This window comes from Capnocytophaga endodontalis (assembly GCF_002209445.1).
In the GTDB taxonomy this organism is placed as follows: domain Bacteria; phylum Bacteroidota; class Bacteroidia; order Flavobacteriales; family Flavobacteriaceae; genus Capnocytophaga; species Capnocytophaga periodontitidis.
Window position 1 is genome coordinate 359,265 of record NZ_CP022022.1, and the last position, 18,552, is coordinate 377,816.

The following is an 18,552-nucleotide window of genomic DNA, read 5'->3' on the forward strand; positions in this document are numbered from 1 at the left end:
TATAACAGCTATGAACAAGATAACAACCTTTACAGCAATCTTAGCCTTTTCGCTAAGTTTTGCACAACAAACCCCTCAACTCAACAAAAACAATATCAAAGAGGTGGTAAAAGCAATGACTCTCGATGAAAAAATACAATTCGTGAGCGGTATTGGTATGAGTGTTTCGCAAAGTAGCGATGGTCCCGTTGCGGGTAGTATTGGAGGAAAAGTGCCTGGAGCAGCAGGTGCTACAGTTGCTATGCCTCGTTTGGGTATCCCTTCAGTAATAATGGCAGATGGGCCTGCAGGATTGCGTATAGACCCTACGATCGTCAACGGTGAAAAAATCTATACCACTGCTTTTCCTGTAGGTAGTTTGATAGCGAGTACTTGGAATACCACACTCACCACTTCGGTAGGTAAGGCGATGGGCAACGAGGTAAAAGAAATGGGAGTAGATGTACTTCTCGCCCCCGGTATGAACCTCATTCGTAATCCACTCTGTGGTCGCAACTACGAATATTACTCTGAAGACCCTGTGCTCAGCGGTGAGATGGCTACTGCGGCGGTAAATGGTGTTCAAAGTCAAGGGGTAGGTGTATCTGTAAAACACTTTGTAGCTAATAATCAAGAGTCTAATCGCAATAGTGTGAGTGCTTTGGTGAGCCAGCGCGCTTTACGTGAACTCTATTTGCGCGGTTTTGAAATCGCTATCAAAAAGTCTAATCCTTGGACGATAATGAGCTCCTATAACAAAATCAACGATACATACGTTTCTGAAAATCCCGAGTTACTTACCACGATACTACGCGACGAATGGAATTTTAAAGGTATGGTTACTACCGATTGGTTTTCAGGGCGCAAATATGCTAACCAAGTGAAAGCAGGAAATGACCTACTAATGCCAGGGCGCAAACAAGAAGCTAAAAAAATAAAAGAAGCTCTTGACGAAGGTTCTCTCAAAGAAACAGAACTTGATCGCAATATCGAGCGTATCCTGCAACTCGTCGTTAAAACCCCTGTATTTGCTAACTATCGTTATAGTCAGCATCCCAACTTTATTGCCAATAGAGCCATCGCTCAACAAGCTGCTGAAGAAGGTATGGTTCTTTTGAAAAACAAGGCTGCTCTTCCGTTGGCAGCGGGCAAAATCGCTCTCTTAGGCAATGCTTCTTACGATACTTTCGTAGGGGGAACTGGTAGTGGTGAAGTACAATCAGCTTATACGATTTCTTTTTACGACGGACTTAAAAAAGCAGGTTTTTCGTTAGACGAAAACCTCAAAAAAGCTTACCTCAGTTACATCACCGAAGAAAAGGCAAAGCGCCCTAAACGTGTGAGTATCTTAGATGTTATCAAACCTGTAGAAGAGTTTCCTATAAGCGAAGAACAACTTCAACAGATGTCACGCAATTGTGAGGCAGCCATCATCACTATTGGACGAAGTGCCGGTGAAGGCTCCGATCGCAGTCTCGAAACTGATTATGTTCTCAACGACAAAGAGCTTGCCCTTATTAAAGCTACCGCCAGCGCTTTCCACGCTCAAGGTAAAAAGCTCATCGTGGCTCTTAATATCGATGCTTTAGTAGAGGTTACTTCTTGGCAAGACCTCGCCGATGCGCTACTCATCACTTGGTTACCTGGTCAAGAAGCGGGGAATGCTTTTGCTAATATCCTCACCGGCAAAACCAATCCTTCAGGTAAGTTGCCTCAAACGATGGCGCTCTCTTATAACGATATCCCTTCGGCAACTGCTTTCCCTGGCACCCCAAAACGCAGTCCTTCCGAAAGTGTTTACAACGAAGGTATTTATGTAGGTTATCGCTATTTTAGTTCTTTTGGCAAACCTGTAGCCTATCCGTTTGGTTACGGACTTTCGTATACCCAATTTGAAATGAAAAAGCTTAAAGCGCCTACTAAATTCAGCAAAAAACTCAGTTTAAGTGTAGAAGTAACCAATGTAGGTGAAGTAGCTGGTAAGGAAGTAGTGCAAGTATACCTTTCAGCTCCTGCAAAGTCTATGGATAAACCAGCCTTAGAGCTCAAAGCTTTTGCAAAAACTGAACTACTCAGCCCTAAACAATCACAAACATTCAGTTTTACCCTCACCCCCGAAAGTCTTGCTTCTTTTGATACTGCACGCTCGGCTTGGGTAGTTGAAGCAGGTACTTACACTGTAAAAGTAGGCAATTCAGTCGAAAATATTTTGCAAACAGCAACTTTTACCGTACCTAAAGAAATTGTAGTGCAAAAAGTAGCTGATGTGCTCAAACCTAACAAAGCGTTCGATGAACTAAAGAGATAAAAAATGAAAAGCGTATTTCTCACAGGTGCTACAGGCAATATGGGTAGAGAAGCAATGAAAGAACTCCTCAGCCGTAGCGACCGTTTTCAAATAAAAATATTAGTACTCCCTCACGAAAAGAACAAACCTTTAGTGCAAGAATGGGAGCAGAAACCCAATGTAACCATCGTTTATGGCGACCTTACCAATTACGACGATGTGCTCGAATGCGTTACAGGTGCCGACTATGTGTTGCACGTGGGAGGTATGGTTGCCCCTATGGCTGATTATCACCCAGCCCTTACCACCAAAGTGAACATTGGGGCAGCAAAAAACATTGTAAAAGCTATCCAGAGTCAGCCTAATAAAGATGTCATAAAACTCGTTTATATAGGCACAGTGGCTCAAACAGGCGACCGCAATCCTCCTATCCATTGGGGGCGTACTGGCGACCCTATCAAAATAAGTATTTACGACAACTATGCTCTTACTAAAACCATTGCCGAACGAGAGGTGATTGAATCTGGACTCAAATATTGGGTGTCGCTTCGCCAAACAGGGGTGCTCTACTTCGATTTGATGAAGAACACTAACGACCCTATTATGTTCCACGAACCTTTGAATGGCGTATTCGAGTGGGTAACTGCACGCGACTCAGGCAGAATGCTCGCCAATGCCTGCGAAGACAGCGTGCCTGAGGATTTTTGGTGTCGTATTTACAACATCGGGGGAGGTGAAAAATACCGCTCTATGAATTGGGAATATATGCAAATGACTTGTAGCTTAGTAGGCGTAAAGGACTTTCGCAAGATATGGGAACCTAATTGGTTTGCTACCCGCAATTTCCACGGACAGTGGTACCTCGATTCCGATGAACTCGAAAAATACCTACACTTTCGCTCTGGGTCGTTAGAAGAATTTGTTGCCGAAATGAAAGAACACGCACCTAAAGCTGCTAAATTAGCAAAATATATCCCGTCGTGGGTAATTAAAAACTTCGTGTTTAAACCCGTTGCCAATAAGCCTTTTGGCACTTTGTATTGGTTCAAACACCATCGCGAAAACCGCATCACTGCTTTCTTTGGCTCTAAAGAACAATGGGAACAAATCCCCTCTTGGGAACACTTTACTTTTGAGCAGGCGTCTAAAGAACCTAAAAAGTTAGATCACGGCTACGACGAGAGCAAACCTAAAAGCGAATTAGACCTCAGCGATATGCAACAAGCAGCAGCCTTCCGCGGAGGTAAATGCCTCTCTACCGAAATGCAAAAAGGAGACCTCAAAACAAAATTGGAATGGGAATGTGCCTGCGGTCATCACTTTCAGGCGAGCCCTACACTTGTTTTGCTCGGCGGACATTGGTGCCCTGAGTGCCTCCCTATGCCTTGGAATTACGACGAGGAAGCCAAACGCAATCCTTTCTTTGCACAAGTTTGGACACCCCTTCACAATCCCGATGAACACAACGTATACGAGGCTTCTATCTTAGATGAATAACAATTTAACGCTATGAAAAACCTATTCCTTCTTTTTGCTTTTATCAGTCTTTCGGCAGTAGCTCAAACAGTAAACCCTGAGTTGCTCACTAAAAACTGGCGCGCTTTCTGGGTGTATGTACCCAATACTGACCCCTAATGACTATGGCGTATATCACTTCCGCAAAGTGCTCTCGCTCGAGGCTAAACCTGCTACTTATGTAGTTCACGTCTCTGCCGACAACCGCTACAAATTGTTTGTAAACGGTCAGTTAGTCTCTTTAGGTCCCGCTCGTGGTGACCTCTACCATTGGCATTACGAAACAGTAGATATTGCCCCTTACCTACAACAAGGCAACAATGTGGTAATGGCTACCGTGTGGAATGATGGCAAGCAAAAACCTTTGGCGCAAATCAGCTCACGGACAGCTTTTATACTGCAAGGTGATAGCAAAGCTGAAAGTGCTTTGAATACAAATGCTTCTTGGAAGTGTGTGCACGATACTGCTTATGCGCTTGTAAAACCCAACGCTATAGGCTTTTTTGTAGCTCCTTATGGCGAGTTTATCAATATGAACAAAGCTGTGCTCAATAGCGAAAACCCTGAGTACAACGATAGTCATTGGGAAAAAGCTGCTACTATAGGCGCAGGGCTACCTAAAGGAGTCAATACGATAGGCGCTAACGACTGGATGCTCGTCCCTTCTGCCATTCCTCAAATGGAACGCACACCTCAATACGGACTCAAAGTCAGAAAAACTGAAGGGCTCACTCTCCCTAAAAAAATGCCTGTTGGCAAACTCAACTTTACCGTCCCTGCAAACACAAAAGCTACTATACTTTTAGACTAAACTTTCAATACCAATGCCTACCCCGTATTGCAATATAGCGGTGGCAAAAATGCGACTATCGCGCTCAAATATGCCGAAGCTCTTTACGATAACAATTACGATAAAGGCAACCGTGATGAAATTGAAGGCAAAAAGCTACACGGGGTTACCGACAGCCTGATTGCCAATGGAAAAAAGCAACAAACTTTCACCCCCTTATATTGGAAAACCTTCCGCTATCTACAACTCTCGGTACAAACGGGTAGTGAACCTATTACTATCGAACAACTCTACAGTCTCGCAACGGGCTATCCTTTCCAAAGAGCAACAACTTTCTCTTCCGATGATCCACAGCTCACTCAAATACTAAATATCGGTTGGCGCACCGCTCGTATGTGTGCGATGGAAACTTATATGGATTGCCCTTACTATGAACAATTACAATACATAGGCGACACCCGTATACAAGCGATGATTACCTACTACAACACTACCGACGATCGCCTTGCACGTCAAGCTATCAACGCAATTAGCGATTCTCGTTTGGCAGAAGGTGTTACCCAAGGGCGCTATCCTGCATCGGGCGATAATATCATTTCTACTTTTTCACTGATGTGGATAGGAATGTTGCACGACTATTACCTCTATCGCCCAGATAGTAGTTTTGTAAAACAGCACCTGCCTGCAATGCACCAAATTCTTTCTTTTTACGAAAGTTATACCCAACCCGATGGCACCCTCAAGAACGCCCCCTATTGGAAGTTTGTAGATTGGCCTGAGAATGCCAAAGGCTGGAAAATGGGGGAACCTCCTCTCAATCCCGATGGGGGTAGTGCCGTGTTAGATCTCCAACTGCTATGGGCATACCAATGGGCAAATGAGTTAGAAATGGCACTTGGCAATAGGGGTTTACAACAGATGTACCAACAGAAAGCTGCTCAATTAGCTCAGAGTATTCGCGACAAATATTGGGATAACACTCAACAACTTTTCGCCGATACCCCTGCCAAAAAGAACTACTCTCAGCACGCTAACACTTTGGCGATTCTCACCGGTATTGTAGAGGGACAAGCCGCTCAAGACCTTTTCAAACGAATGATGGACTTCCCTAATATTACACGGGCTTCTATCTATTTCCGTTACTATGTAAATCAGGCACTTGCCAAAGTAGGTTTAGCCGATGAATACCTACAACAATTGGACGTATGGCGCGATTATCTCAAACTTGGTATGACTACTTGGGGTGAAGATTCTAATATCAAAGCCACCCGCTCCGATTGCCACGCTTGGGGTGCCAGCCCCAATATAGAATTCTATCGTATGCTATTAGGCATAGATACAGCTGCCAAAGGTTTTTCCGAAGTGAAAATAGCCCCTCATTTAGGTACTCTTAAAGAAGTGTCTGGCTCTATGCCACATCCTTATGGCACTATCAAACTAAGTTATAAATTGGATAAAAAGGGAAGGCTCAATGCTAATATCACCCTGCCCGAAAAGCTCAAAGGTACTTTTGTATGGAAAAACACAACAAAAGAACTCAAAGCGGGGAATAATACTTTTATAATGTAATTAACTGAAGTCTTATGAATACAACCCTCAGCATCCTTCTAATGGCAATAGGCAGTAGTATTTGTGCCGCCAGCTTTTATGTGCCTATAGCTGGATTTTCTTACAAGATGTACACAATGTACCCGTAAGTTCTTTATGGCAAGAAAATGAGGGGAAAGCCATAAGAGCGTTTATCAAAAAAGGAAGTACTGCCGTAATAGTGCTAAATCTATCGTACAAGGGATACGTATGGGCAAAATGGTAGCCATCAACGATGCTCAAGTAGCAGAACTGCGCGAGTATTTTAAGGCTGTGATGAGAATCTGCTAAATTAAAGAGGGTGTCCAAAAAGTCTCAAAATCACTTTTGCGTCGCTACACTTTGCCAAAGTCTGAAACTTTGGCAAAGTTGATTACTCTGATTATCAACAACTTTTGTAGTATGTTATGTAGGAAAGCCAGCGATAGCTGGGTATGTGCTGCAAACGCCCACATAAATAAAACTTTTCAGACAGCCCCGATTTTTTTTATTATTTGCACTTTGCGGTGTAATCGTTGATGAGTGCTATGAGGCTTTCTTTATTTGTGGTGTTATAGTCAGCGGGGTTAATTGCAGGGCATTGGAGATAGTCTGATACAAGTTTTTGCACCTCTTCAGGAGTTTTAATACGTCGGAAAGAGTCTTTATCACCTACATACAGAGCAGGTTTGCTACCTATTTTGATGAGGTATGCCTCGGGCATTTTAGGATGTGAAAGCACGTAATTACCGTTGTTAGCATAGAGAATTTCGTAGAAATAAATATTTGTTTCACCTTCTACCTTAAAGATATAGCCCACTTCACGCCCGCTATCAGTACCTAAGAAAGTTCTATCACCTACCCCGAAAATTACGTTATCGGCGGCATTGTATTTAGTTTCTTTACCATCAGTAGTTTTAAGTTTTACTATATCGTTATCTACATTGGCAAAGACTACATCTTTATCGAGTATTGGAGCAATTGATTCAAATTCAATAGTGATAAGTCCATTGAGTTTATTGCCTTGGGAGTCTAACACATAACCCTCTACATTGTATAAATTTACACTCTGTTTGCGAGCTTCAGCTATTCGCTGTTGTTGAAATGCGTTTTGAGCTGCTTTTTTATCTTCTTCATATTGGGCGAAGTAAGGAGCCATATCGCCAAAAGGATAACCGTTGGCATAGAGCTTCATCACTAAGCGTTTTTCTAAGTCACTTGAAAAACCGATGAGAGGCACAAATACGGGGAGTGTTTTGCCATCAAAAGTTTGGATAAGATAATATTCTTTATCTACCATTGAGGTAAAATTAGAAGAGGCAATTTGTCTACCCGTAATGTCATAGAAAACAAATTCATAGACAGTCATAGCTCCACCCATAGGAGTGATTTTTTTAGAGTAAGAACCTATCTTCATTTCTTTTCTAAAAATATTTCCTTCTTTTACTAAAATCTTATCTGTATTTTCTAATCTATCTTCAACTTTGATTTCAGCAGTTACTTTCTCAAAAATAGGATCCCATTTTTGAGAGAATTGGCGGTCTTCGGGAGAGAAGAAAGCTTTTACTACTTCAGGGTCAATGCCTTTAACAGTAAGCAGACCAGTGTTAGATTTGAGCATATTATCCACAATAGCTTTTTCACCCGAAAAGGTAAATTTTAGTTTATCGGGCAAGGGGATTTCCCGCACTTTACCATTGTTGCCGGTGAGTTCCACCCAGCGATGAGGAGCACGATTGTTTTGAGCAGTTTTTTCGGTGAGTACCGCTTTGTACATAAAATTACCGCTAAGGTCGCTAAACTCGTACTTACCCTCTTTCTTTTCTAATTTGGCTACGGGAGTACCTTCAATTTGCAACTCTCCCTTTTTTACTTTATAGTCTTGAGCCTTGAGGCTAAAAGTAATACAAGACAATAGGTATAATAAAAATATTCTTTTCATTAAAGTGTATTTTTTGTTATTTGTAACAAAAGTATAAAAGAATTAGAAAATGAACAAATTATGAAGATGAAAAATGTAGACTAAGAACTATTGGGAGTTTTGCTAATTTTGAAATAAAACCTTCTGCGCTTTCTTAATTCATCTTATAACAATTAATTCTTGTAGAAAAAAGCACTACTATTTTTTCTAAAAACAGAAAAATGCCACAATTCCCTTCGTTTATAATCCGTATTTCGTAATAATTTTGTACTTTTGCCCGAAATTTGCAAAGAGTAAGATTACTATATTTCTTACTTCTTATCTCTTACCTAAAATAAATGAGCAAACTACTTATTCTCGGAAGCATCGCTTTCGACCAAATAGAAACACCTTTTGGAAAAAGCAACGCTATTATGGGGGGCTCGGCTAACTATATTGCATTGGCTGCTGCTCAGTTTGAAATCCCTGCTGCGGTCATCTCTATCGTAGGCAGCGACTATCCGCAAGAGTATCTAAACCTACTAACTGAGCGTCGTATTGATGTGTCGGGCATTGAGATTGTACAAGGAGGCAAAACGCTTTTTTGGAGTGGCAAATATCACAACGATATGAACCAACGCGATACCCTCGACACTCAGTTGAATGTTATCAACGATTTTAAACCCGTAGTCCCTGAGGCTTTTCGCGATGCCGAAGTACTTCTGCTCGGCAACCTCCACCCTACCCTACAAATGGACGTGCTCAACCAAATGACTCAGCGCCCCAAATTAGTGGTTATGGACACGATGAACTACTGGATGAACCACACTTGGGATTTGCTAATGGAGGTAATCGCTCGCGTAGATGTGCTCACTATCAACGATGAAGAAGCACGCCAGCTTACCAAAGAGTATTCACTTGTGAAAGCTGCTCAGTGCATTATGGCAATGGGTGTGAAGTATGTAGTGATTAAAAAAGGTGAACACGGTGCACTCTTATTCTACGACGATAAAGTGTTTTTTGCTCCTGCCTTGCCTTTAGCCGAAGTATTTGACCCCACAGGTGCTGGCGACGCTTTTGCTGGTGGTATGGTGGGTTATCTCACTAAAACTCGCGACTACTCGTTCACCAACTTGAAAAACGCTATCGTTCAAGGGGCAAATATAGCCTCGTTCTGTATCGAAAAATTCGGTACTGAACGACTGCTCACCCTCACCCACAGCGAGCGAACTGCCCGTTTACAACAATTTAGAGACCTTACACAGTTTGATATTCAGGTGTTAGGGGATAGGTGTTAGGGGATAGGGAATAGCAAGCGACTCATTACTAACAACTAATGAAAAAAATACTGCTTTTTATATTGTTATTACTTGCGCAAAGTGCTTTGGCACAGTTCTATACAGGACTGATGGCTGGAGGGCGCATTCCGTTGGGGAGTAATAAGTTGGAAACCCTTACCATTGTGCCTTTGGGGGTTCAGTTTCAGTTGCGCGAAAGTATGGAATATGCTGTGAGTCTGTCATTAGGAGGGGCTATGGGAGGAGCAAAATTTCTGGTGAGTTATACTTATCCTACAGATGATTATATCGTGAGCCCTAATCCGCCTTACGCCCCTGAAAGAGTGTACAAAACAGAAGTGTCTGACAATAATAGTTTTTTAAATATTTTTGGCACTTTGGATGTGGAAAAAGTATTGTGGTGCGACAGAGGTGATAATTATGAGCTCAGTGCTTTGCTCTCAATAGGGCTCAATAGTTTCAGTTTAAAGCCTAAAAAAGAACTGCCCACCAAACCTGAACACGAGAAAACGCAAATGATATTCAGCATAGGTTTGCGCAATTCGTTTGTAGTGAGCCAAGGACGTGATATACTTCAGCTGAATGTGCAATATTGGATAGAAAATCATACTGTAAAAAATCATACCCCTTCATTGAAAGGGAATTATCTCTCTTTAACTTTTTGTTATACAGGAGCATTTTTTAATTAACAATATAAAGTAACTTTTAAATGTTTTATTAATAGCCCCCGACTCACTTACTCGGCAATTGCCGACAATCCCGAAGGGGGACAATCTGAAAAAAGAGACTTTATTATAACTCACAATGATAACAATATACTGTTTTTAACTTTTTATTCGCTTTAACACCTAACACTTAAACAATGATATACAAAAGAAGTAGCGAATTATTCGCAGCTGCACAACAAGTACTCCCTGGTGGAGTGAACTCTCCCGTACGCGCTTTTAATGCTGTAGGGGGACATCCTATTTTTATAAAAGAAGCCCAAGGCGCTTATCTCACCGATGAGGACAACCGCAAGTACATCGATTATATTGCCTCTTGGGGGCCTCTCATCTTAGGCCACGCCTACGCCCCTGTAATTGAGGCAGTAACTGAGCGCGCTAAAAAAGGCACCTCTTTTGGCATTCCTACTGAAGTAGAAGTGCAAATCGCCGAATTGGCGGTTGCAATGGTGCCTAATATCGATAAAATCCGCTTTGTGAATAGCGGTACAGAGGCTTGTATGAGCGCTATCCGCTTGGCACGTGGCTATAACGGTAGAGAGAAAATTATCAAATTCGCGGGTTGCTACCACGGACATTCCGATGCTTTCCTCATTGAGGCGGGTAGCGGTGGTGCCACTTTTGGCAGTCCAAATAGTCCTGGCGTGACCCAAGGCACGGCTAAAGATACACTTTTAGCAAACTACAACGATTTAGCCTCCGTAAAAACCCTTTTTGAAGCCAATCCTCAGCAAATTGCTTGTGTGATTATCGAACCTGTGGCGGGCAATATGGGCTGTGTGCCCCCTGCCGAAGGATTTTTAGAAGGATTGAGACAACTATGTACTGAAAATGGGGCGCTTTTGATATTTGATGAAGTGATGACCGGCTTCCGCTTGGCTAAAGGCGGAGCACAAGAAGTCTTTGGTATCAAAGCTGATATTGTTACCTTTGGGAAAGTGATTGGCGGCGGACTCCCCGTAGGGGCTTTTGCTGCTAATAAAGAAATTATGGGTTACTTAGCTCCTGAAGGGCCTGTATACCAAGCGGGAACCCTTAGCGGTAATCCTTTGGCGATGAGTGCTGGTTTGGCGATGCTCACCGCTTTGAATGAACAGCCCGAAGTGTTCGATAGTTTAGCGAAAAAAACAGCTTACTTGCACGAAGGATTTGATAATGTGCTAAAACGTGCGGGCATTCCTTATCAAATCAACAGTTTTGGCTCTATGTTTACCCTTTTCTTTAACGAAAACCCCGTAACCGATTTCGCTTCTTCGGCTAAGAGTGATACAGCGCGTTTCCGCAAGTATTTCCACGGAATGTTGCGCGAAGGCGTTTATTTGCCACCAAGTGCTTTTGAAAGTTACTTCCTCAACGATGCGCTTACTTACGAAGATCTCGATAAAACCATTGGCGCTCTTAACAGAGTGATTATGGAGCTGTAGGAAATTAGAAAATTTGGAAATCCTGAAACCTAATACCTAATAACAAACTAATGAAACCATACCTTTACCTTTTGGCATTTGCCTTTGTAGCTTGCCACAGTCCGTCAGAGCAAAAAGAGCCAGCTACAGAACAACTCACTAATTATGTAAACCCCTTCATCGGTACCGATGGCACGGGGAATACCTACCCTGGGGCAATGACGCCCTTTGGGATGGTGCAACTCAGTCCGGATATTGGTATCCCAGGTTGGGATAGAATTTCGGGCTACTTCTACCCCGATAGCATCATTACCGGCTTTTCACACACTCACCTTTCAGGTACGGGGGCTGGCGACCTCTACGATGTACTCATTATGCCCACCAATAGTAGATTTAACGAGCGCATTGAGGCAAATAACCTCCTGCCTTTCTCCTATTTCTCTCACAAACACGAAACTGCTACCGCTGGTTACTACAGCGTTGATTTGCTGAGTTATGGCATCAAAGCCGAACTCACTGCTACTCCGCGCGTAGGCGTTCAACGCTATACTTTCCCTAAGGACGAACAATCCAAAATTACCGTAGATTTAGGTTATAGCATCAACTGGGATAAACCTACTGAAACTTATTTGAAAGTGGTGGATAACACTACTTTGGAAGGTTATCGCTTTTCTACCGGTTGGGCGCGTAACCAAAAGGTGTATTTCGTCATCAAGCTCTCAAAACCCTTTCTTGATAAGGAATTTACTGAAGAAAAAGAAAACGGCAAAGCTAACCGCTCTAAAATGGTACTCCGCTATGCTACTGCCGACAATGAAACTATAGTAGTAAAAACAGCGCTTTCTATGCACAGCATTGCAGGCGCTTATAAAAATATGGAAGCCGAAGCACCTCATTTTGCTTTCGACGACTATCGCGAGGCGGCTCGTAACCTCTGGGAACGACAATTACAGAAAATTACAGTAGAAGGGGGAACTGAAGAGCAAAAAACAATTTTCTATACAATGCTCTACCAATCGATGTTGGCGCCTAATCTCTTCAGTGATGTCGATGCCCCTGAAAAGCGTTACGATACTTTCTCACTTTGGGATACTTTCCGCGCGGCTCACCCTCTTTATACCTTGTTGCATCGCGAGGCATCCGCCGATTTTATCAAGAGCTTCTTAGCACACTACCGCGAAAATGGCACTTTACCGGTATGGAGTATGCAAGGCGGTGAAACTAATATGATGATAGGCTATCACGCTGTTCCTATTATCGTAGATGCTTATTTTAAGAATATCCCGATGGATATCCCCTTAGCTTATGAGGCTTGCAAACAAAGTGCGATGGTGAAAGAACGCGAAATCGACCTTTATCAGCAATATGGTTATGTGCCTTACGATTTAGATAAATCAGGAGAAAATTGGTCGGTGTCTAAAACCTTAGAGTACGCTTACGACGACTGGTGTATTGCGCAATTTGCCAAATCACTCGGCAAGGAACAAGATGCGGATTACTTTGCCAAACGCGCTGAAAATTGGCGCAACCTCTTTGACAAAGAAACAACTTTCTTTCGCCCTAAAGATAGTAAAGGACAGTTTATCAAGCTTTTCAATCCTAAGGAGTACAGCAAATACTTCTGCGAAAGCAATGCTTGGCATTACCGCTGGTTTGTGCCTCATAACATTCTCGGCTTGCGTGCTGCTATGGGAGGGGTAAATGCTTTTGAACAGAAACTCGATTCGATGTTCACTTTAGCCGTTACTCCCGATGAAAAATTGCCTATTTTCAGTACCGGAATGATAGGACAATACGTGCACGGTAACGAACCAAGTCATCACGTGGCTTACCTCTATCATTTCACGAACCACCCCGAAAAAGTATCTCAACGCGTTACCGAAATATTGAATACTCAATACAAAAATACCCCCAGCGGGCATTGTGGCAATGAGGACTGCGGACAAATGAGCAGTTGGTATGTACTCTCTGCCTTAGGCCTCTACCCTCTCAACCCTTCCGATGGCAGGTATTATCTAACCACTCCTTTGTTCGATAAAGCTACCCTTCACTTAGAGAACGGCAAAACCTTCACTATCGAAAAGGGTAAAAAGGCAGGCGAAATACGCTTCAATGGCAAGCCATTTCATAGAAATTACATCAATTACGACGAAATTTTAACCATTAACAATTGACGATTGACAATTAACAATTAAAACTTTTTCAACTTTTTCTTGCTTTTGTCTTTTTTTGTTTATACCTTTGACGTCTCAAACAATCGTAAGTATTAGAATGTTGAACGAAACTATTATATTATGAATGAATTAACAGAAAAAGACCGTCAGCTACTCATCAAAAAAGGTATTACCGAAGCAATGCTCAATGCCCAAGTAGCACAATTTAAACAAGGAGTACCCCCTATCCAGCTCTACAAAGCTGCTGTGATAGACGATGGTATCATCCCGTTTAGTAAAGAAGAAGCTGCCAAATACGCTGCTATCTACCAAAAACGCAAACAAGGCAACACTATCCTGAAATTCGTACCTGCCTCAGGAGCGGCAACGCGTATGTTCAAATCGCTCTTCGCCTTTAGAGACGATTTCCAGCCCGACCGCGAATCGTTTGTAGCCTATATCGGTAGAACTGGCAATAAGGAAGTAAAAACTTTCTTTGATGGGCTTGAACGCTTTGCTTTCTACCCTCTCCTCAAAGCAGCTATCGACAAACAACACCCCGACTTTTCCTCACTAAACGAAGATATCCAAAAACACATTATCGTCAATACCCTCCTTAATGAGGATGGTTTGGGCTATGGCAATATGCCCAAAGGACTACTCCCTTTCCACAAACACTCCGAGAAAATTGCTACCCCTTTTGAAGAACACTTCCGCGAGGCAGTGCTCTACGCTTCCGACGAGCGAGAAGCTCACTTGCACTTCACTATTACCGAGCAACATACCGAAGCTTTCTACAAAGAACTCAACCTCATTAAACCGGTGCTCGAAGAGCGTTACAACATCACTTTTGATGTAGATTTCTCTTACCAAAAACCAAGCACCGACACAGTTTCGGTAACCGAAGATAACGAGCTTTTCCGCGATGAAGAAGGCAATCTCCTTTTCCGCCCTGCTGGTCACGGCGCCCTGTTGAGCAACCTCAACGACATTGATGCTGATATCATTTTTATCAAGAATATCGACAATGTGGTAGTAAAAAAATACACCGATGAAACGGTGTTCTACAAAGAAGCTCTCGCGGGTAAACTATGTGAAGTACAGGACGAAATTTTTAGAATCTTACGCCGTATCGACAATAATAAGATTAAGAAAAAAGAGGTGAAACACATCCTCGATTTTCTAAGGGAAATCAATATCACTGTTCCTGATTACATCTATAAATTCCGCCGCCAATACGCTATGGAGTTCATCAAAGAACAGCTCAATCGCCCTATACGCGTGTGCGGAATGGTGAAGAATGAAGGGGAGCCTGGTGGAGGTCCGTTCTGGGTGAAAGACGGTGAGGGCTATAGCCTCCAAATCATCGAATCTGCCCAAGTAAATATGGCGGATGCTAAGCAAAAGGAGATCTTCCAACAGTCTACTCACTTCAACCCTGTAGATTTGATTTGTGGCACTAAAAACTATAAAGGCGAGAAGTTCGACCTACAACAATACGTAGACCCTAACCAAGCCTTTATCACCTCCAAAACCTATATGGGTCGTCCGCTAAAAGCATTAGAACTCCCCGGTTTGTGGAATGGCTCAATGGCACATTGGATTACCCTATTCGTTGAAGTGCCTATCATCACCTTCAACCCTGTGAAAGTAGTAAATGACCTGCTCAAGAAAACCCACCAAGGGTGAGGGGCAGGTGTCAAGTTTTAGGTTTCAGGTGTCAGGTTTTATTTGTCAATGAGGCTGTCTGAAAAGTTTTATTTATGTGGGCGTTTGCAGCACATACCCAGCTATCGTTGTTTTTCCTACATAACATACTACAAAAGTTGTTGATTACATAACATTGAGGTAAAAACAGCTCGATGAATAAAGATAAAAGCACTGCTCTTTAATTAGAGCAGTGCTTTTTAATTCTGTAGTAATCTTTTTATATTTTCTTCTTTCTCAATATACTCTTTAAAAAGCTGAACAACAAATAGAAGAATAATATTGGTACAATCAGTTCGCCGAATGAGACTAAACTAATAGTAGCATTCTTGTCCCATAAACTTTTGAGGAAATGATGTAAGTTCTGTGGAAAGTTTAATATAGAATGTGGGTTTTTAAAGAGTACGTAATACACAAACAGTACAATAAAACTATAGCTTATTAAACCGTAGACTAATAAGAGAAAATCTATTTTCGTCCACTGTACCTTTTTACCTTTGATCATTCTGAAAACATCACCTATTTTGCGGAAAGAGTGTTGCAAAAGGTTAGGTTTGTTAGTAATATCTGAGAGTATCCAATAACCATCGCTTCTGAGAAATGGATTGAGATTAAAAAAAGTATGTAAACAAACAATAATAGCAATGAGGGTCAGACTTATTTGTCCTAACAATAACCCTACTAATGAGAGCAAGGTACAGAAAATGATTTCAAAATACATTCCTGCACAATTTACTACCACCCGTTGCCATTTTTTGAGTCGCCATACATCAGTAACATCGGCAAAATAAACAGGAGTAAACAGATAGAAACCGCCGCCAATTCCTCCGTGTTCTGCCCCAAAATGGCTTGCTGCAGTAGCGTGCCCCAATTCGTGAAAGGTAACGCTTATAGCCATTACTACCAAAAAGAAAATAACACTTTCCTGCACTTTAAAACTCTTATAGCCGTCTAAAAGTAAATAAAGTTCTGTTCCTATCATCACTGCGCATAATATCAAAAGAGGAAAAGCTATTTTCTTACGAAAAAGAAAATGTAGTGAAGGGGTGATTTTAGCAATAAAACGCTTGCTAAAAATGATAAAACTCAGCTTGAGATAGGAAGGCTTTTGATAAGGTTTTATTTGTTCTTCTTCGCCTACTAAGAGTCCATACTTTGAGAGTTTGTTGTAAAGAAGAAAGTGCAGAGCGTTTACTGTAATTTTCTTTTCAGATTGCTGGTTGTGTAGTTCACATATCTCTTGAAGAGAGCGCTCATTGTCAATGAGTGAAAGGAGATCATAAGTATCTTTATTGATTTTCAAATAATGCTTATGCAGGGTGTTACAGAGAATAAACTCGTTATCGCTGAGTTTATTGAAAGTAATAGAGGGATTAATATGTGGAATTTTTTTTTGCATTAGAAGCAAAGGGCTTTAAGGGCGTAAGCAGTAGTAAGCGTTTCGCTTTTATAAGGTTCGTACGCTTTAGGTTTGATAAAGTTCATAGCTTCCCACCCTCCTGAGGTATTTTGAGTAGCAAGCAATTGTTTTTGTAGGATTATAGCAGTTTCATCAGTATTGAGCCCCACTGTTTTTAAAGTGAGTAAAGCCAATGCCATAGAAAGGGGTTCAGTAGGGAGATGAGTTTTGATATAATTGATAGCACGTTGTATCTGGTTTGTATATTGGTCACCAAAGCATTGCAACAAGCGCACACAAACGTAGGTACCGTAATAATTGCCGTAATACCAACGACTCTCCCAATAACCTTCTTCTTTTTGTTGAGAGAATAAATAACTAATTCCTTTTTGGATAACAGACAAATAGGCTTTTGGGTCATAAAGATAGAGTGCATACAAGAAGTTAGCTACTACCTCCACATCGGGACCTGTACCCCATTTGCTTTCGTTGAAATACTGTTGTTTTTGCTGTAGAGATGTTAGGTTGTGCTTGGGGAGTATCCACGTTTCAATGCCCCCATTCGCACAACTTCTACTATTGATAGCAGTATCAATGGCTTTTTGACAGTGCTTAGCAATCTCATCTTTTTTGCCTATATGAATAAAGAACTGCATTATTTGCGCCAAATCGTCAATATCAGGAGCTATTTCTTGTACGGTGGGGAAGTATTGCCAAGCACCTACTTCGGGATTGATACGCTCCATAAAGTAGTGGTATTCCTCCTCAAAGAAAGATGTAATGGGCAACCGGTATCTTTGAGCAATAGTGTACAAGCAATCGTCTAATAGTGCACGCTGGAAAGTATCGGAAGTATGTACCTGACAAGTGTTCTCAAAGCCTTCGGCATTACCTAAGTACATAGTATGTTTCAGTTCAGCGTAATGCTGACGGAAATCTTGCTCTATAAAATTCAAGCCTTTGTGTATGCTCTCTTCTTTTACTGCTGAAAAATTGAAAAAAGGGGCAGTATTTCGTTCTTTTTTAAGAGCAAGAGTGGTTTTTAGCACCGCCAAATAACCTTCGGTAGTTTCCAAATAGCTTTGGATAGTGGTAATCATCTGCTCAATAGTTTGCAACCACCCGCTGGGAATATTCAGCTCAGTTACTACAGCTTTTGCCTTTTCAAACTGCACAATAGCTTCTTTCAGCAAGTCTTGCCCCACGCCTTTTACAAACAAATATTTGTGAAGGGTGTTAGGCTCGTGTTGTGCTCCTGCAAAATCTACTTTTTGTTGTAACTGATAGACTGCCCAATTGAATTGCCCACGGCGTACATCACGTGCAAAATCCTTTACATCGTCATAGAGCTGAAACCCTACTGAAAAATAGCGATGTGACAATAATAATTTTTCGTACACAGCCTTGTTTTGAGTGTTGCTTTGTACCCAAAGGCTATCTATAGCTATTTTGCCAAAAGCCGACTTGTCATCTGCTAAGCTACTGTATTGTTCAAACGATACCTCAGGGGTAGTAAGCAGGTGTTTTTCGGTTTGTATAGCCTTAAAATACTCCGCTTTACGCTGTTGCCATAGTTCCCAAAAAGGCGATTTATAACCGTAAATACTCGTGAGGATTTTAATTGTTTCCTCTTGCAAGGCAAGCATTTCCACCAATGCTTTGGTATCGCCCTCATCTACTAAGGCGTCTAAACAAAGCACTGCATTGTAATAGGTATAGCCCGCTTTGCAGAGCAAATGTAAGGTTTCAGCACTTACAGTAGGAAAATAAGTGTGAAACAAAGCGGGGTAATGCTTGTAAAATTCTGGAGATTTCTCGGTGGTAGGCATA

Annotated in this window: 14 protein-coding genes; 10 read left to right on the forward strand and 4 right to left on the reverse strand. The window is 41.8% G+C overall.

What is annotated here, in order from left to right; genetic code table 11:
* Positions 1 to 10 precede the first annotated feature (10 nt).
* From CBG49_RS01745 to CBG49_RS15975, 5 genes are read left to right on the forward strand one after another with little or no spacing between them, the layout of a single operon-like run.
* A complete protein-coding gene (locus tag CBG49_RS01745) occupies positions 11 to 2,287 on the forward strand; it encodes a beta-glucosidase (RefSeq protein ID WP_088593117.1) in 2,277 nt (758 codons plus the stop codon).
* A 3-nt stretch (positions 2,288 to 2,290) separates the two neighbouring features.
* Complete coding sequence (locus tag CBG49_RS01750) at positions 2,291 to 3,763, forward strand: NAD-dependent epimerase/dehydratase family protein (protein ID WP_088593118.1); 1,473 nt, start codon at positions 2,291 to 2,293, stop codon at positions 3,761 to 3,763.
* Between the two features lie 12 nt (positions 3,764 to 3,775).
* Positions 3,776 to 3,901, forward strand: coding sequence for a hypothetical protein (locus tag CBG49_RS16265; protein ID WP_257789600.1), 126 nt, complete (start codon positions 3,776 to 3,778; stop codon positions 3,899 to 3,901).
* A complete protein-coding gene (locus tag CBG49_RS15970; RefSeq protein WP_227002930.1) occupies positions 3,879 to 4,592 on the forward strand; it encodes an alpha-L-rhamnosidase N-terminal domain-containing protein in 714 nt (237 codons plus the stop codon). Before CBG49_RS16265 ends, CBG49_RS15970 begins: the two co-directional genes overlap by 23 nt.
* A 27-nt stretch (positions 4,593 to 4,619) precedes the next feature.
* Positions 4,620 to 6,140 carry an alpha-L-rhamnosidase-related protein gene (locus CBG49_RS15975; RefSeq protein WP_227002931.1) on the forward strand — a complete coding sequence of 507 codons (1,521 nt, stop codon included), beginning with the start codon at positions 4,620 to 4,622 and terminating at the stop codon, positions 6,138 to 6,140.
* A gap of 84 nt (positions 6,141 to 6,224) precedes the next feature.
* Here CBG49_RS15975 and CBG49_RS15705 read toward each other — a convergent pair whose 3' ends face one another.
* Positions 6,225 to 6,467 carry a hypothetical protein gene (locus tag CBG49_RS15705; RefSeq protein WP_157668345.1) on the reverse strand — a complete coding sequence of 81 codons (243 nt, stop codon included), beginning with the start codon at positions 6,465 to 6,467 and terminating at the stop codon, positions 6,225 to 6,227.
* A gap of 181 nt (positions 6,468 to 6,648) precedes the next feature.
* Complete coding sequence (locus CBG49_RS01760; protein WP_088593119.1) at positions 6,649 to 8,079, reverse strand: hypothetical protein; 1,431 nt, start codon at positions 8,077 to 8,079, stop codon at positions 6,649 to 6,651.
* Between the two features lie 317 nt (positions 8,080 to 8,396).
* Between CBG49_RS01760 and CBG49_RS01765 the strand changes: the two genes are divergently transcribed.
* The 5 genes from CBG49_RS01765 (at position 8,397) to CBG49_RS01785 (ending at position 15,305) form a co-directional block, all read left to right on the forward strand.
* Positions 8,397 to 9,335, forward strand: a complete 939-nt coding sequence (locus tag CBG49_RS01765; protein WP_088593120.1) for a PfkB family carbohydrate kinase — start codon at positions 8,397 to 8,399, stop codon at positions 9,333 to 9,335.
* A 38-nt stretch (positions 9,336 to 9,373) separates the two neighbouring features.
* Entirely contained in the window at positions 9,374 to 10,024 is a 651-nt protein-coding gene (locus tag CBG49_RS01770) for a hypothetical protein (RefSeq protein ID WP_088593121.1), read from the forward strand.
* Between the two features lie 173 nt (positions 10,025 to 10,197).
* Positions 10,198 to 11,484, forward strand: a complete 1,287-nt coding sequence (gene hemL / locus CBG49_RS01775) for a glutamate-1-semialdehyde 2,1-aminomutase (protein WP_088593122.1) — start codon at positions 10,198 to 10,200, stop codon at positions 11,482 to 11,484.
* 50 nt (positions 11,485 to 11,534) lie between these two features.
* Entirely contained in the window at positions 11,535 to 13,637 is a 2,103-nt protein-coding gene (locus CBG49_RS01780) for a GH92 family glycosyl hydrolase (RefSeq protein ID WP_088593123.1), read from the forward strand.
* Between the two features lie 120 nt (positions 13,638 to 13,757).
* The gene (locus tag CBG49_RS01785; protein WP_088593124.1) at positions 13,758 to 15,305 is read left to right on the forward strand and encodes a DUF4301 family protein; all 1,548 of its coding nucleotides are present in this window, start codon (positions 13,758 to 13,760) and stop codon (positions 15,303 to 15,305) included.
* A 238-nt stretch (positions 15,306 to 15,543) separates the two neighbouring features.
* Here CBG49_RS01785 and CBG49_RS01790 read toward each other — a convergent pair whose 3' ends face one another.
* Positions 15,544 to 16,722, reverse strand: coding sequence for a zinc metalloprotease (locus CBG49_RS01790; RefSeq protein ID WP_088593125.1), 1,179 nt, complete (start codon positions 16,720 to 16,722; stop codon positions 15,544 to 15,546).
* Positions 16,722 to 18,551 (reverse strand): prenyltransferase/squalene oxidase repeat-containing protein, encoded by a 1,830-nt coding sequence (locus tag CBG49_RS01795; protein WP_088593126.1) that lies wholly within the window; start codon positions 18,549 to 18,551, stop codon positions 16,722 to 16,724. Before CBG49_RS01795 ends, CBG49_RS01790 begins: the two co-directional genes overlap by 1 nt.
* Position 18,552 lies beyond the last annotated feature (1 nt).

What these genes read in the sequence shown, in the direction of transcription:
- CBG49_RS01780 (WP_088593123.1), top strand. Translation starts at nt 11,535, where the DNA reads ATGAAACCATACCTTTACCTTTTGGCATTTGCCTTTGTAGCTTGCCAC.
- CBG49_RS01750 (WP_088593118.1), top strand. Translation starts at nt 2,291, where the DNA reads ATGAAAAGCGTATTTCTCACAGGTGCTACAGGCAATATGGGTAGAGAA.
- CBG49_RS01760 (WP_088593119.1), bottom strand. Translation starts at nt 8,079, where the DNA reads ATGAAAAGAATATTTTTATTATACCTATTGTCTTGTATTACTTTTAGC.
- CBG49_RS01795 (WP_088593126.1), bottom strand. Translation starts at nt 18,551, where the DNA reads ATGCCTACCACCGAGAAATCTCCAGAATTTTACAAGCATTACCCCGCT.
- CBG49_RS01770 (WP_088593121.1), top strand. Translation starts at nt 9,374, where the DNA reads ATGAAAAAAATACTGCTTTTTATATTGTTATTACTTGCGCAAAGTGCT.
- CBG49_RS01765 (WP_088593120.1), top strand. Translation starts at nt 8,397, where the DNA reads ATGAGCAAACTACTTATTCTCGGAAGCATCGCTTTCGACCAAATAGAA.
- CBG49_RS01790 (WP_088593125.1), bottom strand. Translation starts at nt 16,722, where the DNA reads ATGCAAAAAAAAATTCCACATATTAATCCCTCTATTACTTTCAATAAA.
- CBG49_RS16265 (WP_257789600.1), top strand. Translation starts at nt 3,776, where the DNA reads ATGAAAAACCTATTCCTTCTTTTTGCTTTTATCAGTCTTTCGGCAGTA.
- CBG49_RS01785 (WP_088593124.1), top strand. Translation starts at nt 13,758, where the DNA reads ATGAATGAATTAACAGAAAAAGACCGTCAGCTACTCATCAAAAAAGGT.
- CBG49_RS15970 (WP_227002930.1), top strand. Translation starts at nt 3,879, where the DNA reads ATGTACCCAATACTGACCCCTAATGACTATGGCGTATATCACTTCCGC.
- hemL (WP_088593122.1), top strand. Translation starts at nt 10,198, where the DNA reads ATGATATACAAAAGAAGTAGCGAATTATTCGCAGCTGCACAACAAGTA.
- CBG49_RS01745 (WP_088593117.1), top strand. Translation starts at nt 11, where the DNA reads ATGAACAAGATAACAACCTTTACAGCAATCTTAGCCTTTTCGCTAAGT.